The sequence below is a fragment of the Acinetobacter sp. NIPH 542 genome (assembly GCF_000369825.1).
Classification (GTDB): Bacteria; Pseudomonadota; Gammaproteobacteria; order Pseudomonadales; family Moraxellaceae; genus Acinetobacter; species Acinetobacter oleivorans.
This window is the reverse complement of the sequence record NZ_KB850206.1, coordinates 508,270-528,400: the sequence shown is the minus strand read 5'-3', so window position 1 is coordinate 528,400 and position 20,131 is coordinate 508,270. Positions and strand designations below refer to the sequence as shown.

The following is a 20,131-nucleotide window of genomic DNA, read 5'->3' as shown; positions in this document are numbered from 1 at the left end:
CTATCCCCCTGCTTTATTTTCAAATGGAGTTGTTAACCAACGGCCATCTTTTTGATATTTAACTTCAAAAAAATCCGGTCTACTAGTTTTAGTATCGCGATTGTATATTACTTTTATTCCAACAGGAACATTTTTACCTGTTTGCCTATAAATTTCAGCTACAGGATTTTCAAAGTCTATCTTATAACGACTCTGATTTAAATTTTTCAATAAAGTTCTATCTGATAGTGTAACAGAGCGCCCACTCCCTGGAATGACATTCAGTCTATTTATTGGTCCATCAAATTGATTACCAATAAAATGGAAACCAACATCTTCCAAAGCACCACTATAGCCAATTACTGTTGCATTTGGCTCACCAGGAGTAACATAACGCCCATGATTCTTCAGTGAAACCTCTCCCTCAATGGTTGATACACGACTTAAATTATCTGTAGTCCATGTAATACCACCATATTTATAGGAAGTATTTGGAAAAGGATTATTCGCAGCCCTATTAAAAGTATCAATATTATCGAAATGTAAAGTACGTGATGCAGTACTAACAAATGGTGCTTTAACTCGTGTACTTGCTGTACTTGGGTACAAGGCTTTTATTGGAGGAGCTGGCATTGAAGCCGTTAGCACTTCTCCAGTGGTACTACCAACTGGAATGTCATTCAACAAACCAAGGCTAGCGCTACCTCTTTGGTTAGCTCCAATGGTTCGGCCAATAACAGTAGCTTTATTAAATTCCCTTACATCGCCTAAATATCTGAGTCCACTCCTTACGCCACCAATAGGAGCTGTCACAGGATTAGATAAGTACAAATCCTCATAAAACTGTTGGGATGCTTCATAATCACCGCTAATGATACTAAATCCAGCGGCAGGTAAATTTGATACAATTGCTGCTGTATTACCTGCTAATTTTAAGGTGTTCCATCCAGCATTTAATACTGTATTAAATGCATTATTTATCGGCTGGAAATAATATCGATCAAGTCTCGGATTACCTGTATTTATTGTTGGTGTAGCCCATGAATATTGAAATGGTACTGAAGCGCTACCCCACTCCTCTAATGCTTGTGCACGATTTTGGAAGAAGCTTTTAGCTCCCTCAAGTGCATAAAGCATATTATCATCATCTATCCATGGTGTTTTCTCACTAGCTGAGACATGGATAGTCGGTAATATATATACTGTGTCGGAGACCGTTCCACTTTTATAACTGGCATCCACTAATAAAGGTCTAGTTTTGGAACGGATAGCTTCCTGACGCAGGAACTCTTCTTCATTAAAGTTAGCCACCAAATCATTAGTCTTACTATCAGCAAACCATCCATCAGCATTTTCCCCAAACTGACGCCCTACTGTGTTTGCAATCGCTGCCATCGATACATTTAAGTAATCCGGTTTCGCTCCACCAAACCATTTATCATCAATCACTGCTGCTGCATTAGCGCCTGCTAAAGAATAGGCATATGGGCTTGCTGTCGTGCCTAGACGTTCAAATACCCCTTTTGCCCCCATTCCGGCTGCTGCAATCGAACCTACAATAGATGAACCTAATGCTGCCCAGCTAAAGCTCTGGTTATTGCCAAACACTTGGTTGGCAAGGTACGTTGAACCATAACTGACAGCCCCGTACACAGCTCCTTTAGCGACCCAATCGCCATTATTAATAGCCGTCTTCGCTGCGCTTGCCCAGCTACTTTGTGTCGCAGTTGCTCCAGTCGTTCCAGCTGTAGGAGCCAATGCTCCACCTACGCCAGCTGTAGCGGCGGCTGTAAGAGCAGAGATACCCACTTGTGACCAAGAGAAACTATCAACCACTCCCATGGCCTTACCAACCAGTTGTGACGCTGCACTTCCCACAGCTGCCGCACCTGCAGCTACCGCCATGGAACCAGCGATCCCCAAGCTACTCGTTCCTGCCAATACACTTATGCCACCAGCAAATAGACTCATTCCAGGAGCAATAACACTTAATGCGGCTCCAGCTGTAAATATGGTAGCGACAACTGCCACTACGATCATTACAATCTGGGCAATACCACCGCACTTCTTCTTCGGCTTCGGTGGCGGTGGCGGGCTCGGTACCGTCGGCTGGGTATTCCCAATCGCCTCTCCCGGGTTATAAGGCCGGAACGTCTCACTGTTGTTGTGGATGTTGGTGACTTTGTTCGGAACCGTTAATACCTGCCCCGCAGTTAACTTGTCCGTCGCACTCAAGCCATTTACATCAGCCAGCATGTACCACATCGAAGCATCACCCCAAACCGACAACGCGATGCTTTGTAAGGTATCTCCGTTATTCACCACATAACTGGTCGATGCACTCGATGGATACTGCGCATTAATCGGCTCAAAGTTCTGGTCAAAGTCCGCCGATGAAATCGGCTTAAAGTCCTTGGCCTGAGTCGCTGTCGCGCGGTTGTTTTGCAGGTTCTGTACGTAGTCCTCACGCGATGGACCATCGTTACTTAAGTCACCTACACGTTGCCCGTTGACATAGTAGAAGTTACGGTAACGGTTCATGCTGCTATTGAGCCATTCGTTTCGCTGTAACACCATTCCTTGTGAGTTGTTAATGTAAGTTGCTGAGCGTGTATTCTGTACATTCTTGTCATCAACAAAACCGCTTAGGTGGCCGTTGATGTTATAGCTCAGGCTGGTTTCACCTTTTAAGTTATCCACTGTCGTGGTGATTTTGCTTTGCTTGGCACTGTCCCACCATTCATAAGAATATTGAGTGGTCTGGATGGAACCTGAAGTCGGGGTCATCACCGTCTTGTCAAGGGTCGCCTTATCTGCAAGATAGGTATATTTCGTTGTACCCGCACCATTACCGCCTTCTTTTTTCTGCTCGGTAATCTGGTTATCTTTGCTATAGGTGGTCGTGGTGGTCTGATAGACCGTCGCACTGTTTTCATTGTTATCGGTATATTGGGTTACTCGGCCCAAGGCATCGTTATAACGGGTGGATACCGTATATTGGGTACCTAGAGTACCTGTGCTTGAGTAATCTGCATTCTTCACCGTTTCAAGATAGCCGTCAGTGGTATAGCTATAGCTTTCTTTATGCGCCTTGGTCGAGTTCAGTGCATCTTTACCATAATCTGCTGTCAGGCGCTGACCCAGCTTGTCATAGCTAATCGCAATACCGGTATTGCCGCGCTCTACTTTCTTCGCTGTACTATTGAGTACACCCATGCTGATGGTAAAGCGGTTCATACTGTCATAGCTGTACCAGAAATCCTGAATCTTCGGTGCAGCATTTACAGCATCACGGTAGTTCGCCAGCATATGCACGATATTGCCATTACCATCATATTCATAATGAATATTGAAGGACTGGTCCTGCACGCTGATCTTACGGTTTAAGCTATCGTAGTTGATCAAGGCATTCTGGAATACTCGTGGTTCACCCACCTTGCCATTGAGTTCCTGATAGCGCTCTTCAATCCGGTTACCGTTATCATCATAACGATAAGAGGTTAATAGGTTGAGTGCGGTATCCCGTATTTCCTTGATCGAACCATTGCTGTAGTAGTTATAGTCAAGGCTCTGGCCCTGGCTATTGGTCTGTTTGGTCAGCCAGCCCCCTGCATTATAAGTATAGGTAAAGACATGTTCACCCTTGTCGGTATGCTTGATGGTCCGGCCAAAGTAGTCCTGTTCATCTACCAGAGTTTTACCAAGTCCATCTGTTTCCGTGCGTCTAATGCCACCCTTACTGCTGTTTAGGTTGCTAATTGTCGCATCATAAACATAATCGACTTTGGTGGTCACCCCTTCAGCGGTTTTACTCTGTATCACACGGCCTAAGGCATCATAATCTGTGGTAGTGGTATTCTTCAGCGCATTGGTTGCACTCAGGCGATTCCCCAGTTCATCGTAAGTGAAGGTGTCGATAAGACTGGCTTGCTTTCCTGCTGTATCAGTAATGTGCGTCGCACCTACCGTCCCCGTGGTTCGTGCTGCACGGGTGATCTGGATCAGGTTGCCATTGATATCGTAGCTATAACCCGTTTTAACGCCCAGCGCATTGGACTGTTCAACCAGGTTGCCATAGACATCATATAAATTACTGACCTCACCAGTATCGGCATGAGTTTCTTTCTCAACCAGCCAGTCCCCGGTTTCAAGGTTACGCCCGTTTAAGTAGCTTTGCTTGTTGATATTGCCATTGGCATCTTTACTGGTCAGTAAGCGGCCACTTAAGTCATAGCCATATTCAAGGGTTGGGGTGCCTTGTGTAACCGTACCATCTGACTTACGGATATCCACTGTAGGGAGAACCTTCTTGGTCAGTTTACCCATGGTGTTGTAGCTCAGGCTACTGGTATTACCATTGCCATCAGTTTCACTGATGATTTCACCAAAGGCATTATAGGCCTGTGATTTAACAATCTGGCTAGCACGGTCACCGGATCCGTTAATCACCCACTTGTTTTGCTGGCTACTACCATTACCCTTACTGTCAATGCTGAGCTTACCCGGTACAAAGGCAATTACTTTGCCAGCACTGTCATAGAGCTGGTAGAAATACTCGTAGTTTTCGAAGCCTGACTTTGGCACCAGATCATTTAGGTTCCAGCGATAGATCCCATTTGAAGAAGTGATACTGACTTTCTGGAACTGGTTGCTGCTGGCCCAGTAGGCATCGCTATTGATATCGGCACTGACCAGATCGGAAACAAAGTTACCATTGGCATCAACCTGACGTTTACGGTAGAACAACTCCATCTTGCTGCCGTTGTTCTGCGCAGGCTGGAAGTCAAGCCAGCGATCGGTAAGGCTATTAGTATGGAGACTTTTCCCTCCCCCTAAACCCACCTCTAACGAACCAGTAGCTTTATTTATTATTTGATCTGAATTATTTAAAGTTTCATAGCTATAATATATAGGTACTGTACCGAGTATATTTAAAAATACTTGATCAGAAACATCTAAAATAGCTTTACCATTTGAATCAATATTAAGAATTGATTCAGAATTTAAATTATTGACACTAGTTCCATATTTTACTCGAATTTTACTACTTCCAGTAGGTTGACCAGAGAATACAACCTTATTACTAGCATAGTCCTGAGAAACATAAGAGTTCAAAGTAAAATCATAACGGCTTTTAGAACTATTATAAGCACTCAAAGAAAGTGCTCCAATTACAGTATTAACCTCTATAGGATTACTTAAAGTATTATCTTTATACAAAGCTTTTAATCTAAAAGTGTAATCTCCCGCCTCACTAAAGAAAGCATATTGAGTTTGACCATAAAAAAAACCATCCCGTCTAGAAAAATGAGTCCATTTTTTATCATATGGATGATAACCAGATTCCAAGAGATCACTACGAAGAGCCTCAATCTCAATGTCAGTCGCCATATATTTATCATTTTTTTGATTAAATGCATATATATATGGCTTTTGGTTAATAGCATAAGGATCAGAATTTTTAAGTGGGGCAATCCGGCCTGAATTATAAGCATTCTGCGCGGAATAAATATCATTATAGCTTGCAACAACAAAACCATTCCCATCAATATTAACTGGATTAATATTTTTTATATAATTAAAATCAATTATAGCTTTCTGTCTACTTACAACATTCCCATTAATATCCAATGAAACATATTCTAATTTTCTATCCGAAAAACTATTAACTCCAAAAATTATATCAAATGCAGTTAAATTCATATTAAACTGGCCATTGATTGTTTTATCTTTCTCCATAAAAATAGAATAACCATCAATAAATAAAAGAACGCTACTTACATCCTGCCTTTGATTTTTTAGTTTTAATATTCTATCCTCATACGCAATAATATCATTTGAACTTGATATTGATCCCTTTGAATTTAAGAATAAATTATCTTCTGTACGTATTGATGTGTGATCAACAATATATGGAGTATGAGTTTGATTATCAAAGCTATAACGTCCTCTGCCTCCTACTAACTTATTTCCTAGAGCATCTACACCGAAATATTGAAACTCTAAATCACTAGATATCTGATAAACTTCATAGCCCTTATCATCAATAAATTTTTCGATCAATCCTGAAGAAGGAGTAACTTCTTTCCAACCTTGATCACCTTCTTTTTTAGTATAAAATAAAAAATTAGTCACTCCATCAGGCATATTATTAAAAACTATTGTTTGATATGAGCTACGAATATTTTTTATTGTTGAAATAAAATCAGTCGCAATACTTTTATAATATTTACCACCAACTAAACTATAAGTATTTAAAAATGAGTTTGTTGCACTTACATCTTCTACTAAATTATAATCTTCTTTATTTTTCCAAACAAAATTATAATCAGCAACCTTCAATTCCTCATTATTATGTTTTTTTGAAATTTGAATTTTAATAGTTTGACCAGAAACAAAACTATTTATTCCATCTAAAATCGCCACGGAAGTATTATTCGAAAAAGTTTTCGCAATCTCTTTTGTATTAATTATAACTTTTACTACAAAATCTCCACTATAACTATTTAGCACGGGGAGCTTAATAGTAAGAGAGTTAAGATAATCCTCTTTAATACCTTTCCAAACTTTTTGAGTACCAGTTGTAGTTTGTTGAGTAATAGTAACTACATCTTTTAAGTTATAGTTCACTTCTAAACTATCTTGAACTGAGTTTGTACTAAGTGTAGCTTTTGGAATAGTTGATATATTAGGTACCAATGAAGGATTGGCACTTACGCTTCCGCCTGAGAATACATCCACCACATTCACAGAGCGCTTGATCGCCCCTGTGCCACTGTCCAGTACCTTGCCTGTCGCATCACTACTGCTGTAACTATAGCTATAGTCGATATTGGCCTGAATCGCCCCGATGTCCAGCACGAACAATCCCGCAGTGGCAGTGGTGGTCGCCTGCATATCCACGGTGAGGGTATTACTCGCGGTAGCGGTACTGCCCTTCGGCCAGTACTTGATCATCACACGCTTCGCCTGGGCATTGGCCTGAATGCTCAGCTTCTGGGTATCAGCATTAAAGCTCAGCTTGCTGGCACTGTCGGTCAGGCTTACCGTCGACTTGTCCACCGTCCGCGAAATCGTCTGGTTAAACAGGTTTAAACTGGTGTCCAGCTTGTCCTGGTTAAACTTCGGCTCCCGAACCTCAACCATCTGATTACGCTTGTCATACACCGTTTCGGTATAGCTGACCCCGGTCAAATCCTTAAGCTGATCGGCACTCTTGGCAGTGATGCCCGTACCCGTGGTATCCAGCTGCAAGGTCGCATTGCCATTGCGGTCATATAAGTAATAACGGGTCACCCCATTATTGGCATTGCTCTTCCACACCTTGCCCTGGTTGTTATATTCGGTGACTTCCTGCCATGAGTCCGTGCTCTTGGTGGTGCTGTCAGTCTTGACCAGACGTTTGCCGGTAATTTCACCAAACACGTTATAGCGGGTTTCTCGTTCCTCCAGGGTCTTCCAGCTGATCGCAGTCGCACCGGTCGGGAGACTGCCCTCATTAGTCTGGCGGGTAATCTCCTTACCCATCAGGTTATATTCAATCAGTGTTTCATCATACTTGGTGATGCCATCGTTGGCCTTACGGCTATTGCTGGTCCAGGTGCGGTTCCCCATCAGGTCATAGCCATAGTTGACACTATGGCTCAGGCTGGCATCGGTTTCCTGGGTCAGTCGACCCAGCTTGTCATAGCTATACTGGGTCACCCGGTCATCGGTACTGACCGTATCATTCGTGCCCAGTACCGCACTGCTCGATAACAGTCCCAGTCCGTTATAGACACTGGAGATCCGCTGCTTGACAGTGGCACTTTTACTGTCGGTATAACTACCGAAGGTCCGGATGCTCTCACGCCCCAGTTTGTCATACGTGATATTAAGGGTCTCACCTGCGCTTTCTTTCTTGGTGAGTAGCTTATCCAGTGCGTTATAGGTAAAGTAAGTCATGCTGCTGGCTGTTTTAAGCACACCGTTATCGCTATAACTGACATTAAGCAGCTCGGTCTTGATCACCCGGCCCAGCTTGTCATAAGTACTCACGGTGGTACGGTCATTCCCTGCATCTTTAACCAGCGAAGCAGTCAGACTCGTGAAGGTATCCGCACCCGTGACAGCACGGCTCAGTTTTTTGGCATATTTGACTTCAGTCAGGATACTCAGTTGAGACGTCGTGTCATTGCCATAACTCCAGCTGGTTGCATAGCCTTCCTGGTCAATCGCCAGGATCTTGCGACCCGCCTTGTCATAATAGCTATAACTGCTATTGCCCTTAGCATCCTCAACCCGAATGATATTGCCATTGCCATCGTAATAGGTCTTTTCAATGGCACTCTGGGTGATGAGCGCACCCTTGCCCTGACTATCATATTCATAACTTGCAATATTCGGGCTAAGCACACTGGTCTGGCGGCCGACCTTGTCATAGCCATATTCAACTACACGCACATTACCTGCTGGTGTCGTCGGTACAGCACCTCCGGCCTGTGTCGGCAAACTGACCGGCGTTTCATAGCTTTGCAGCTTGGTCACCAATCCTGCTGCATTGTATTCCCAGCGGGTCAAGCCACCCAGCGGATTTACTTCCGCGATCTTGCGCGCATTCTTATCGTAATAGCTAAAGGTCTTGGCCCCGTTGGCCTCGATTTTTAAGATCTGGTTGCCATAGCCATCATATTGATAGCTTTCTTGTGCAACATTACTCGCTACCTCAACCTTGCCTTTTAAATACGGTTTGCTGGCATCCTTGACCTGTAACTGAACCGTGCTAACTGCCTCTGCAATCTTGGCAGTCAGGCGATTGAGGTTGTCATATTGATAGACCGAAACCCGCTGCTCAGTCAGCCCGCTCGCTTCCACCTGTTTGGTTTTATTACCATAGGCATCGTATTCATACAGATGCGTGACTGGCTTACCTGCCGATGGCTCAGGCAGGGTTTCCTTGACCAGTCGACCTAAGCGGTCATAACTATAGCTATACTCGCCACCCAGTTTATTGCGGTAAGTGGCTGGCTTAGCTGACCCATCCGTATAGGTATAGGCTTCATAGGCCCCCGAGACATCAGTGATACGGATCTTACGGTTTAACTTGTCATACTGGTAAACGACGTGCGTATATACAGCACCAAAGTTCAAATAAGGCTGAGTGGTGGGTGCAACTTCCGTACTGCTTGCGAGTATCTTAACGCTAGTATATAAACCATTGCTGCCTTCAATCTTATCCAGTGCATTCACTGGTGATAAGTATTTTCGTTCAATGGTCTGATTACCAAATGTATCGTAGTAATAGTAAGTGATATAACCTTCAGGATCGATTTTTGCCGTATTCCGGTTAAGGCCATCGTAGTAGAAATAGCCCTTATTGCCGAGTTTATCTTTGACCCAGATGACATTGTTAAAGGCATCATAACCAGTTTCAACTGTATTACCCTGCGCATCGGTTTCCTTGACCTTACGGTTCAGTGCATCATAAGCATACTGGGTGAATGCATGCTCAGGTAAAGTCGCTATGTTATAGCTGGCATCCAGCTGTGCCAGTGTACTGCTACGACTTAAGCTGGTTGCTGCATTAAAGCGTGCCGTGCTTATTATATTGTCAAAGGCATCATAACTGTAACGGGTCACATAGCCCTGTGCATCAATCTGGTAACTGAGTCGTCCATCCTTATCATAATAAGAACTGGTTTCCCGGTAATTGGTAGCAGCCAGCAGTTTAATGCCCTTATCCAGATTGTCTGCTGTCAATGCCGGACGCGGGACGGTAAAGTTACCTGCCGTATCCTTAGTTCTGAGTAAATCTAAAATGGCATCACTGTTCAGGGCAGTCTGTTTAACCGAGGTCTGCTGGCCTTGTGCATTGTAGCTATAGGCCGTGACATAACCTAGCGCATCAACATCATGGCTGCGTCGTCCCGCCTTGTCATAGAAATATTGAGTTTCCTGCATTTTGCTCGCAGGTAATAACAAGATCGCCGCATTGCAATTCGCAAGTGTGGTCGCAGGTCTGGCCGAAGTATAGACCCCATTGGCATCTTTAGTTCTGAGCAGGTCTAATAATTCCCCGACAGTGACTGTCGTCACTTTTTGACTCACCACATTGCCTAAAGCATCATAGCTATAGTGAGTCACCAGGTTCATTTCGTTAAAATCAACGACCTTACGCCCGATTGCATCATAGAAGGTACCCGTCACCGTATAGGCGGGTGGCGTTGAAGACAAATAGAGGGTATTGAGATCGGCCAGCGTACTGCTACGGCTTAGCGGTGCCGCCAAAGCAGTGGTGTACTTGACGGTATTAGTAATCTGTCCGGCTGCATTGGTATTATATCGGGTGACATAACCCAAGGCATCGATCTGGTAGGCAATCCGGCCGACCTTGTCATAGTAGTAATTGGTCTCGCGGTATTGGGCATCGGTCAATAACGCCAAACCGGCATCATAGTTTTCAATATTAGCAGGTGGGCGAGCGCTTAAGTTACCTGCCGCATCTTTGGTTTTCAGTAAATCAAGTAGGGATGTATAAAGAATGGCTGTTTCTTTTTTACTGGTCAGATTCCCCAGTTCATCATAGCTGTAGCGGGTCAGAACCGAATTTTTATCCAGGTCATAGATCTTTCTGCCCAGCTTGTCATAGTACATATAGTGGATAAAATAAGCGGGTAATGGATTGACTTTATAGACCGCATCCATCTGCGCCAAAGTGCTACTACGGGCCAATGTAGTCGCGACTCTAAAGTCCAGCACATTAATAATACGATTCAATTTATCATAGTCATTACGGGTCACATAACCCGCTGCATTCATGCTGTAAATCACCCGGCCCAAGGCATCGTAATAGTAAGACTGGGTTTGCGCAGAGGCTTCTGCTGTGGTGAGGGCCGTCTTGATCGTATCGGCAGTTAATGCCTCACCTGTCAGGTTAACAACTTTGTCGTACTGAATGGCATGTGCAACTTTACCCAGCTCATTATATTGGGTTTCAGTCACTGCACCTTCGGCATCAATCCGGTAGATTTCCAGCCCATCTTTATTGTAAACAAAGCGGGTCAGGTTGGCCGTGGTTTTACTGACCGTTACATTAGCAGCAGTCACGATATCTTTGGTCGTCCAGCTACTAATATCTTGTAAGGCAGTAAATTGATACTGGGCAATCACTTTGCCATTGAGATCATAAACAGATCCACTGACAATACCCAGACTATTAATGGTATAGACCAACTGGTTCATCGCGTTATAGACATACCAGCTGCTATTGCCCGCCTCGTCAATCTTACGCGTGACATTGCCGTTGGCATCGTAACGGTACTCAACCTTTAAGGCCAGACCAGTCGGGTCTTTCACCTCGGAAATCCGTCGTCCCAGCGCATCATAAGTATATACCGTGGTCAGGCCCTTATCGGTTACCTTCACCTGACGTCCACTCTCGTCATAGCTATAGCTGGTCACAAGTTTGAGGCCCTTGGCATCCTGGGTCACCGAAATCAGGTTCCCAGCTTTATCATAGCCATACTGGGTTACCCGCTCATTGGCACTACCCTTGGCTTCCGTGACTTCAAGACGCTGTCCTAAACCATCATAGCTATAGCTGGTTTCCTGACTCTCAGTTGCAGACAATGTAACAATCTGAGAGATAATCCGGTTGGCATTGTCATAGTAATAACTGGTCTTCACCCCGACCGCATCGGTGCTTTCGCTTAATAATCCTGTTTTCTTGTCATATACATAATTGGTGATCGCCGCTACCGCATTGGTCTCTTTGGTCTTTTGACCATCATCATTATATAAATAAGTGCTTTTACCCTGATTGGCTTGTGTGACCTGCACCACATCACCAAACTCATTATATTGAGTGGTGGTTTGCAAGCCTTCCGGGCTTTTAACTGTCAGAGTCTTCGCCTGATCATTGTATGTATAACTGGTCAGGTTGCCATTTACGCTAACGCTAAGCTGGCGTCCCCAGGCATCATAAGTGGTTTTAGTTACCCCATTATCCGCTGAGGTGACCTGAATGGTACGGCCCTGATCCTGACTGTAATCCAAGCGAGTAACATTGCCGTTGGCATCGGTTTCCGTGATCACACGGCCATAGGCATCGTACTGTTTAAGTGTCGTGTTTTTTAAGCCGCTACTGTCTAGAATCGTGCTCTTCAGCTCGCCTCGTTTGCTATAGGCATAACTGCTTTGTAGTGTGGTTTTGGTCGTTCCTAAAGTCACCTGTTGGGTCTGTTGTTCCAGTTCACCATACAGGTTATAAACTGATGCGATACTATTAGAAAGCCCATCGGTCTTTTTACTGACCTTACCCAGCTTGTCATATTCAAGCTTTTCAATACGATCCTTGGTCGCATCTTTAATCGCTGTCACCAAACTGCTAAAGGTCGTGGTCAGTTCCCCCCCTTTGAGGTTCTTGCCTACCCCAACCGCATTCGCCAAGGCACTCGGAACTGCTGCACCCGCCAGATCCGTAGCTGTTGTAGCCAGGCTCTTGCTATATTGCGTGCTGCTGGCAACTTCACCAAACAGGCTGTAGCCAGTTTCAACCACATTGCCTTCAGCATTGATCTGATGGGTCAGGCGGCCTGTTTTATCATAATAAAATGTGGTCAGTTGCCCAGCCGCACTCATAACCTGGGTTTTTCTGCCTGCTGCATCATAGAAGGATTTAACCGCATACTGGTTATAGACCTGTTCAACCAGATCAGCCGTCATCCCAGTCGTTAATTGATTAGCAGCTTCGCCCCTTAACACCTGGGTGACTTCACCAAAAGCGTTATAGCGGGTATAGGCAACGCGTTCATTGGCTGTACTTGCAGCTAGAGTCTCCTTGATCAGACGACCCGCCTCATCATAGACATAGCTGGTGGTTCCCTGACGGGGATCGACCACTGTTATCAAACGCCCTTGAAGATCATAAGTTTTAGTCGCGTCTTGATAGGTATTACCTGCAGGTAACTTAATAATATCCGTCCACACGCTGGTACTAGCCACCGTTGCTGTCGTTGCCAAGGCATATTGACGTGTGGTTACGCTATTGGTTTTTTGGTTATATAAATAGGCCGTGACGAATTTCTTTTCATCCACTGTGCCAATCAGTTGTCCTTGCGCATCATAGAAATAGAAACTGCTCAGTACGGTATTATCCGTACCGGTTGGTTTGAGCTGTGCCAACGTCCCGGTCGCACGCAAGCTCTCGGTTGTAACTTTACTATGACGGTTCACCTGGACTTTCTGGCCAGCACTGTTATAAACAGTTTCAACCAGATAGCCCTCGGCATCCAAGGCAGCCACCTGCAAGTTGTCTTTATTGTAGAAGTAGCGGCTGATCCGGTCGCCCGCTTTAGTTTGAATGATATTGCCATAACTGTCATAGCTATATTCAGTGATTAAACCATTGGCCTGTTTAATACTGATCAGTCGGCTACTACTGTCATAACTCTTCTCCACCACCCGGTCAAGACCAGCAACTGCAGGACGGATCTCTTCGACGCGTTTTTTACTCACCACCCCGTTGGCAAGCCATCCTGCACTGCTCACCGCAGTGGCATAACGGATTTCTTTAGTCTGTAAATCATTCTTGTTATAGACATATTCAGTCAACAGACCTGAGCTGTCGACCACACCAGTTAAACGGCCTTTCTTGTCGTAGAAATTAAATTGTTCATAACCGCTCGGCTGCTTGCTATAAATCAGACGTCCCGCTTCATTATACAGATAGCTGGTGGTACGATCCGGTAGATTGGTGGCAGTCTGTACAGTGCTGGTTAAACGGCCATAACTGTCAAAGCTTTGAACCGTACTTAAACCCGCTGCGTTCGTCACCGTAATTTTACTGGTAGCATAACTATAGCTGGTGGTACCTGTACGTCCCACTTCTGAAAGCACACGTCCCATTCCATCATAGGCAAACGACTGTAAACTCGATGCTGCCGTTGTGCCGGCAGTGGCCCGATCCGCACCACGACGGGTGATCTTCTGCAATAATAAACCACGCGCATCATAGACATAGTCAATCAGCTCGGCGGCATCATCCACAATCCCCTGATTCTTGATCACGCCTGTTGTAGCATCTGCAGTAGCATCAATTGAACTATAATGAATCTCTTTTTTTAAGTTGCCATAGACATCATATTCATAGCTGCTCAGTTCTTTTTTTAGTTGTTTTTTTACCCAGGTATCTACAGCCGCATAGGTCATGGTACTGGCATATTTGGCCTGATAGTTGCCGCCTTTACTGACCAGCTGGCCTTTCTCATTATAAATATATTCTACGACCGCACCCTCTGCACTGATCACAAAGCGCAGGCGTTGGGCATCATAGAGATACTGCGTACTCTTGGTTTCACCTGTCGCTGGTAATACCCAGTTGCCGCTGGCATCTTTCACCGCGAGCGTGAGATATTCGGTGATAGTGGCAAGCTGGGTATTATTGGTATAGCTATATTTAATCGCTTTACCGGTCGGGCCATATTCTTCGGTTAAGTTGCCATTACTGTCATAGCGGTAAGTGAGCTTATTACTTTCATTATCAGTAATGGTCAGTACATTGCCATCTGCATCATAGCTAAAGCTGGATACCTCGGCATTGGCATTCTTGATGCTGGTTAACTGCTGATTGGCATCGTAACTATATTCCCATACCTCTTGTAAGCTATTGGTAACGGTCGTTTTATTGGCAGCATAGCTAAACGTGGTGGTTCCCTGGCTGTCCTTGACGGTTTTTACCCGGTAAACATTGTTTACCGTATCCAGCTCATAGCTAAACTGTACGCTACTGCCATCACTTTGTGTGATACTTGCAATGCGCGAAGAGCTGCCATCATAACCATAAGTGGTGGTATAGACCTGCTGATCGGTAATCACCTTGTCAGCTGGGGTGAGGTCAGTCACCACCTTAATCAGGCGATTGGCCGTATCATATTCATAATAGACATTCTGGCTGATCACCCCACCAACTTTCGTATCAATTCTTTTAATACGGTTGCTGGTTCCGTCATATTGATAGATCAGCTCATTTAAACTGCTATTGTCCTTAATAGAAATCAGGCGATCTACGCTGTCATAGTTATATACCAGATTGGTGCCATTGTTATCTTGAATACTGGTGAGGCGGCCTGTCTTTTTGGCTGCATCATACGTATAGATTTCTCGGGCAAGTGTCTTGCCATCGGTGACGGTCCAGGTCGTTCCTGAAATGCTAAGCTTATCGTATGCCCCATCGCCTTCTTTAGAAATATAGTTATTGGCAGAGGAAAAGTTAAAAGTGACTTCGTGACCATCTTCAGCGGTGACAATAATTTTACTGCCCGCTTCATTTAAGTTACCGACTAAACTGAGTCGTCTGCTCCACTCCCCGCTCCACTGGGCATTATTATTTAATAAACCTTTAGAATTATAGGTCTGGACCGATTGAATATCCTGACCTGTTGCTGCCAGATTATAGCCCTGCTGGCGAATCACCAGATTGCCATCGGCAATATTAATATAGTCCTCTATTCGGGCCTGCCCAAAGCTTGCATTTCCTTGTACCCCTCGTTTCCCAAGCTGGTTTAATGAGCTATTTGATAAACCTAAACCATTACCTGATACAATCGCAACCATGATGCAGCCTCTTCTTATTTTTTAAGTATTAAATTAAGAAAGTATTTATATATGTAAGTTCTTCTAAAGAATTAATATCACAACTTGATTTTAAGTTTAGTTAAACCCCACACAAGCTCTCTAGTCTAATGATTTTCAATACCTTTTTAAATATATAATCAATATATTTTTAAGTATTTTATAAAAAAACAATAGAAAAAATGATTACTTACACATATAAAATCTAAAATCCAGCTTTCATGATCAAAATACAACCAACAACCTTATTTTATTCAGAAATATAAAAATTATTATTTTAAAAATAAAAAAGCTAGGCTTCGGCCTAGCTTATAAAAAATTCATTATCTAATTTAAATATAATCAACCTTTTGAGCTTTTAAAATATCAAGCTGCAACATCTTTTTCTTTTTATACTTATAGGCAATAAATAACCCAATAAACCATACTGGTGAAAACTCTAAAGCAATTAACGTATCATGATCTAAAGCTAAAATTACTATAGTGAAGACTAAAAATAGCATCGTCATCCATGCCATAAATAAGCCACCTGGCATTTTATACTTTGACTGGATATGTAATTCAGGACTTTTCTTACGATAATAAATATATGAAAGCACAATCAGCATGAATGTAAAAATACATAAAATTGAAGTGAGCGCTGAAATAATCGTAAATGCCGTCATAACATTTGGAACAATAAACAAAATGGATGTTCCAAGCGTTACACAAGCCATTGAAAATACGAGGCCTCTAATCGGAACTTTTCTTTTAGACAGCTTACTAAAGCTTTTAGGCGCATCGTTGTCTAAAGCTAAGCCATATAACATACGGCTGGTCGCAAAGATTCCACTGTTTGCCGAAGATAGTGCTGAAGTGGCAACAACAAAGTTGATTAAACCTGCCGCAATTGGTAACCCAACTAAAGTAAACATTTCTACAAATGGGCTTTTTTCTGGTGAAACCTTAGCCCAAGATGTAACTGCAATAATACAAACCAATGCGCCCACATAGAATAATAAAATACGTAAAGGAATAGAGTTAATTGCTTTTGGAAGTGAGGTATGCGGGTCTTTTGTTTCAGCAGCAGTTGTACCAACAAGCTCAATACCCACAAACGCAAATATGGCAATTTGGAAGCCAGCTAAGAAACCTGTTACACCATAAGGAAACATAGATTGTGTTTCAAACAAATGGCTCATTGAGGCCTTAACCCCATTTGGAGAAGTAAATCCAGTACTAATTAAATAAATACCAGCCAAAATAAACAGAATAATTGCAGTAATTTTGATGAGTGAGAACCAAAATTCTAGTTCACCGAACAATCGAACGGCCACAAAGTTGAGTATGGTTAAAACCGCCAATGAAGTAAATGCAGGAATCCAAACGGGTAAATCGGGATACCAAAACTGCATGTACCCTCCGATCACAATCACGTCTGCAATCGCAGTAATAATCCAGTTACACCAGTACGACCAACCAAGGAAAAAACCCGCCCACGGGCCGAGATAAGCCGTTGCAAAATCGGCGAAGGTTTTAAAATTGGTATTCGCAAGCAACAACTCACCCATTGCTCGCATCACGAAGAAAAAGAAGAAACCAATAATTAAATAGGTTAAAACAATTGAAGTACCCGAAACACTTAATGTTTTCCCGGAACCCATAAATAATCCAGTACCAATTGCACCACCAATTGCGATCATCTGAATATGACGATTGGTTAATGAGCGCTGCAATTTCTCTTCTTCTTGTTCAGTCATATGTTGACTACCAAGAAGATCTCCTTCCAGGAACTGCTTTCCGTTATTCTTACTCATGTAATATTTACTCCAATTTATAGCAACCGTCGTAAATGCTTTAATAATAAATAAATTATATGATTATTAATTTAGTCCATTAAATCATGTTAATAATATTATTAAACCACTTAAAACCTTATAAATTCCTTTTTAAAAGCTATTACCTATAACAATAAAAATTAATCATCAATCCTTTCCTTCATTATTATATTAGCCTGATTTTCTCAATATAATTTCAATAAATATTTAAAATATATAGATTAATTAAATATTTTATTTACTTACTCTTTATATAGAGAAACAGGCTAATTAATCCCAGCTCAGCGAGCAAGATTGTATTTGTCCATATACCCATCTTGCGCTAGCGATAATATAGTATTCCTTCTTAAATTTGGTGAAATGTATAGTAATTTCTGCTTAATTAACAGCCATTCGAAAATGTTCAGTGGCTTTGAGTTTATTGACCACTTCTGGGCTCGAAAGTTGTTTAACTTGAACACTTAGCACCCGAACTAAAGAGCCATTTTCAACATTCAATTGTTTTGCTTGTTCTTTTGTTAACTGCAATATGTTTTGATGCGGTTTGCTATACACAAGAATGGCGCGATAATTTTCATAGTCATCATTAGCCACAATGTAAGCTTCATCACCTACCGCAATATTTTCAGGTTGTTCAATTTGTACTGCTACAGATTGACTTTCTTTAATTGCCCGTAAATTTTCGATATCGGCCTGCAATGTCGCCCCACCATCAAAAATATCGACATAGCCTTTGTAGCGTAGTCCCTCTTCAAGCAAGAGGTTGTAAGCTGGTCGAGTATTTGGGTGAACAATGCCAATCGCGGCTTTAGCATCGTCAGGTAACATATCGACATAGAGTGGATGTCTTGGCATTAGCTCAGCAATAAAAGCCTTTTGCCCGACTCCACTCAAATAATCAGCTTTGGTAAATTCAATATTAAAAAACTTATGACCTACCGCATTCCAAAATGGTGATTGTCCATTTGCATCGGAGTAACCACGCATTTCAGCAACAATCGTTTCTTCAAAATATTGACGGAATGCTGAAAGAAACAAGAAGCGAACTTTAGATAAAAACTTGCCATTTTTATTTAAGCGATAGTCAGGATCTAAAAATAAAGTACAAAGCTCACTACAGTTAGTATGGTCATTACTCAAATACAAAGTAGGTAAAGCGTTATAAACACTTAAGGGTTCTGACGCATGAACTTGGGTTCCTACATGGAAGTTATACCAAGGCTCTTTTAAACCAAGTGCGACTTCAATACCGCAAACACCAACGACTTTGTTGAGTTCAGTATCTTCTAAAACAAATAAATAGACCTGATCTGCTTTTGATAATTCGCCTGCAACTGTTTTACACGCCCGCTCAATACGAGCAGCAAGTTTTTCCATATTTGGTTGCAAAGATGTCAAACCAAAACCCGCTTTTTGCGCCAACAGGTAAAGGTCATTAACATCTTTAGGTTCGATGTAGCGAATAATCATCATGCTGCTTGTTCATCCTTTTGAATTTCCACAAAGCGAACAAGCGCACGTTCGAACCGTTTTAGACCTTCATCAATATCGGCAAATGGAATAATCAAAGACGGTGTAAAACGTAGAACATTTGGACCTGCAATAAGACTCAGTAAACCTTCTTCACCTGCAAGGTTATTAATATCTTTTGCTTTACCAGCAAATTTGTCTTTTAAGGCACAACCAATCAGTAACCCTTCACCACGAATCGTTTCAAAGATTTCATATTTTTCATTTAATTGATTTAAAGCGTTTTTATAGTAATCATGACGTTCTTTCACACCTTCGAGTACTTCAGGCGTATTAATAAACTCAAATACTGCACCTGCAACCGCACTTGCTAACGGGTTACCACCATAAGTCGTACCATGTGTACCCACCGAAAAATGCGGAGCAAACTTATCTGTTGTTAACATTGCACCCACTGGGAAACCACCGCCTAGTGCTTTTGCAGTTGTTAACACATCTGGAATAACGCCAGAGTTCATGTAGGCATAAAGTGCGCCTGTACGGCCTACACCAGTTTGCACTTCATCAAAAATAAGTAAGGCACCAAACTCATCACACAGTGCACGTAAACCTTTTAAAAATTCGATGTCAGCAGGAATAACGCCGCCTTCACCTTGGATCGGTTCAACAATGACTGCACATGTTTGCTCATTAATTACCGCTTTTGCAGCTTCTAAATCATTAAAGGCAACGTGGTTAATACCATTTGGAAGTGGTGCAAAGTCTTGTGAATATTTAGGTTGACCACCCGCTGAAACGGTAAATAAAGTACGGCCATGGAAAGCATTATTAAATGCCACAATGCCACTTTTACCGGCAACACCGCTGTCTAGACCAACTTTACGAGCCAGTTTTAAAGCAGCTTCATTTGCTTCTGCACCTGAGTTACAGAAGAAAACCTTGTCTGCAAATGTATTATCGGTGAGTTGTTTTGCAAGGCGTAGAACAGGTTCATTTGTATAACCGTTGCCTACATGCCAAAGTTTTGTTGCTTGTTCTGTTAAAGCATTTACTGCCACTGGATGCGCATGACCTAATGCGTTTACTGCAATCCCGCCTGCAAAATCAATATATTCTTTATTTTCTTGATCCCAAATACGTGAACCTTCGCCACGTACCGGAATGAAATTTGCCGGTGCAAAAACTGGAACCATCCACTCGTTAAAGTCACTACGTGAAACTGCAAAATTATTCATTTTATCTAGTCCATTAAATTA

4 protein-coding genes are annotated in these 20,131 nt (G+C 42.7%); all 4 read right to left on the bottom strand.

Annotation, left to right across the window (positions count from 1 at the left end; translation table 11 throughout):
* Positions 1 to 15,570, bottom strand: coding sequence for a DNA/RNA non-specific endonuclease (locus F886_RS20510; protein ID WP_005303571.1), 15,570 nt, complete (start codon positions 15,568 to 15,570; stop codon positions 1 to 3).
* Positions 15,571 to 15,920: 350 nt separating this feature from the next.
* Positions 15,921 to 17,384 carry an amino acid permease gene (locus tag F886_RS07980; protein ID WP_004793843.1) on the bottom strand — a complete coding sequence of 488 codons (1,464 nt, stop codon included), beginning with the start codon at positions 17,382 to 17,384 and terminating at the stop codon, positions 15,921 to 15,923.
* A gap of 399 nt (positions 17,385 to 17,783) precedes the next feature.
* Positions 17,784 to 18,878 (bottom strand): arginine N-succinyltransferase, encoded by a 1,095-nt coding sequence (gene astA / locus F886_RS07975; protein WP_005303569.1) that lies wholly within the window; start codon positions 18,876 to 18,878, stop codon positions 17,784 to 17,786.
* A complete protein-coding gene (locus F886_RS07970; protein WP_005303566.1) occupies positions 18,875 to 20,110 on the bottom strand; it encodes an aspartate aminotransferase family protein in 1,236 nt (411 codons plus the stop codon). Before F886_RS07970 ends, astA begins: the two co-directional genes overlap by 4 nt.
* Positions 20,111 to 20,131: the final 21 nt, after the last annotated feature.

Bases quoted from the DNA above. Each gene is read 5' to 3' on its own strand.
- F886_RS20510 (WP_005303571.1), bottom strand. From the start codon at position 15,570: ATGGTTGCGATTGTATCAGGTAATGGTTTAGGTTTATCAAATAGCTCA.
- F886_RS07980 (WP_004793843.1), bottom strand. From the start codon at position 17,384: ATGAGTAAGAATAACGGAAAGCAGTTCCTGGAAGGAGATCTTCTTGGT.
- astA (WP_005303569.1), bottom strand. From the start codon at position 18,878: ATGATGATTATTCGCTACATCGAACCTAAAGATGTTAATGACCTTTAC.
- F886_RS07970 (WP_005303566.1), bottom strand. From the start codon at position 20,110: ATGAATAATTTTGCAGTTTCACGTAGTGACTTTAACGAGTGGATGGTT.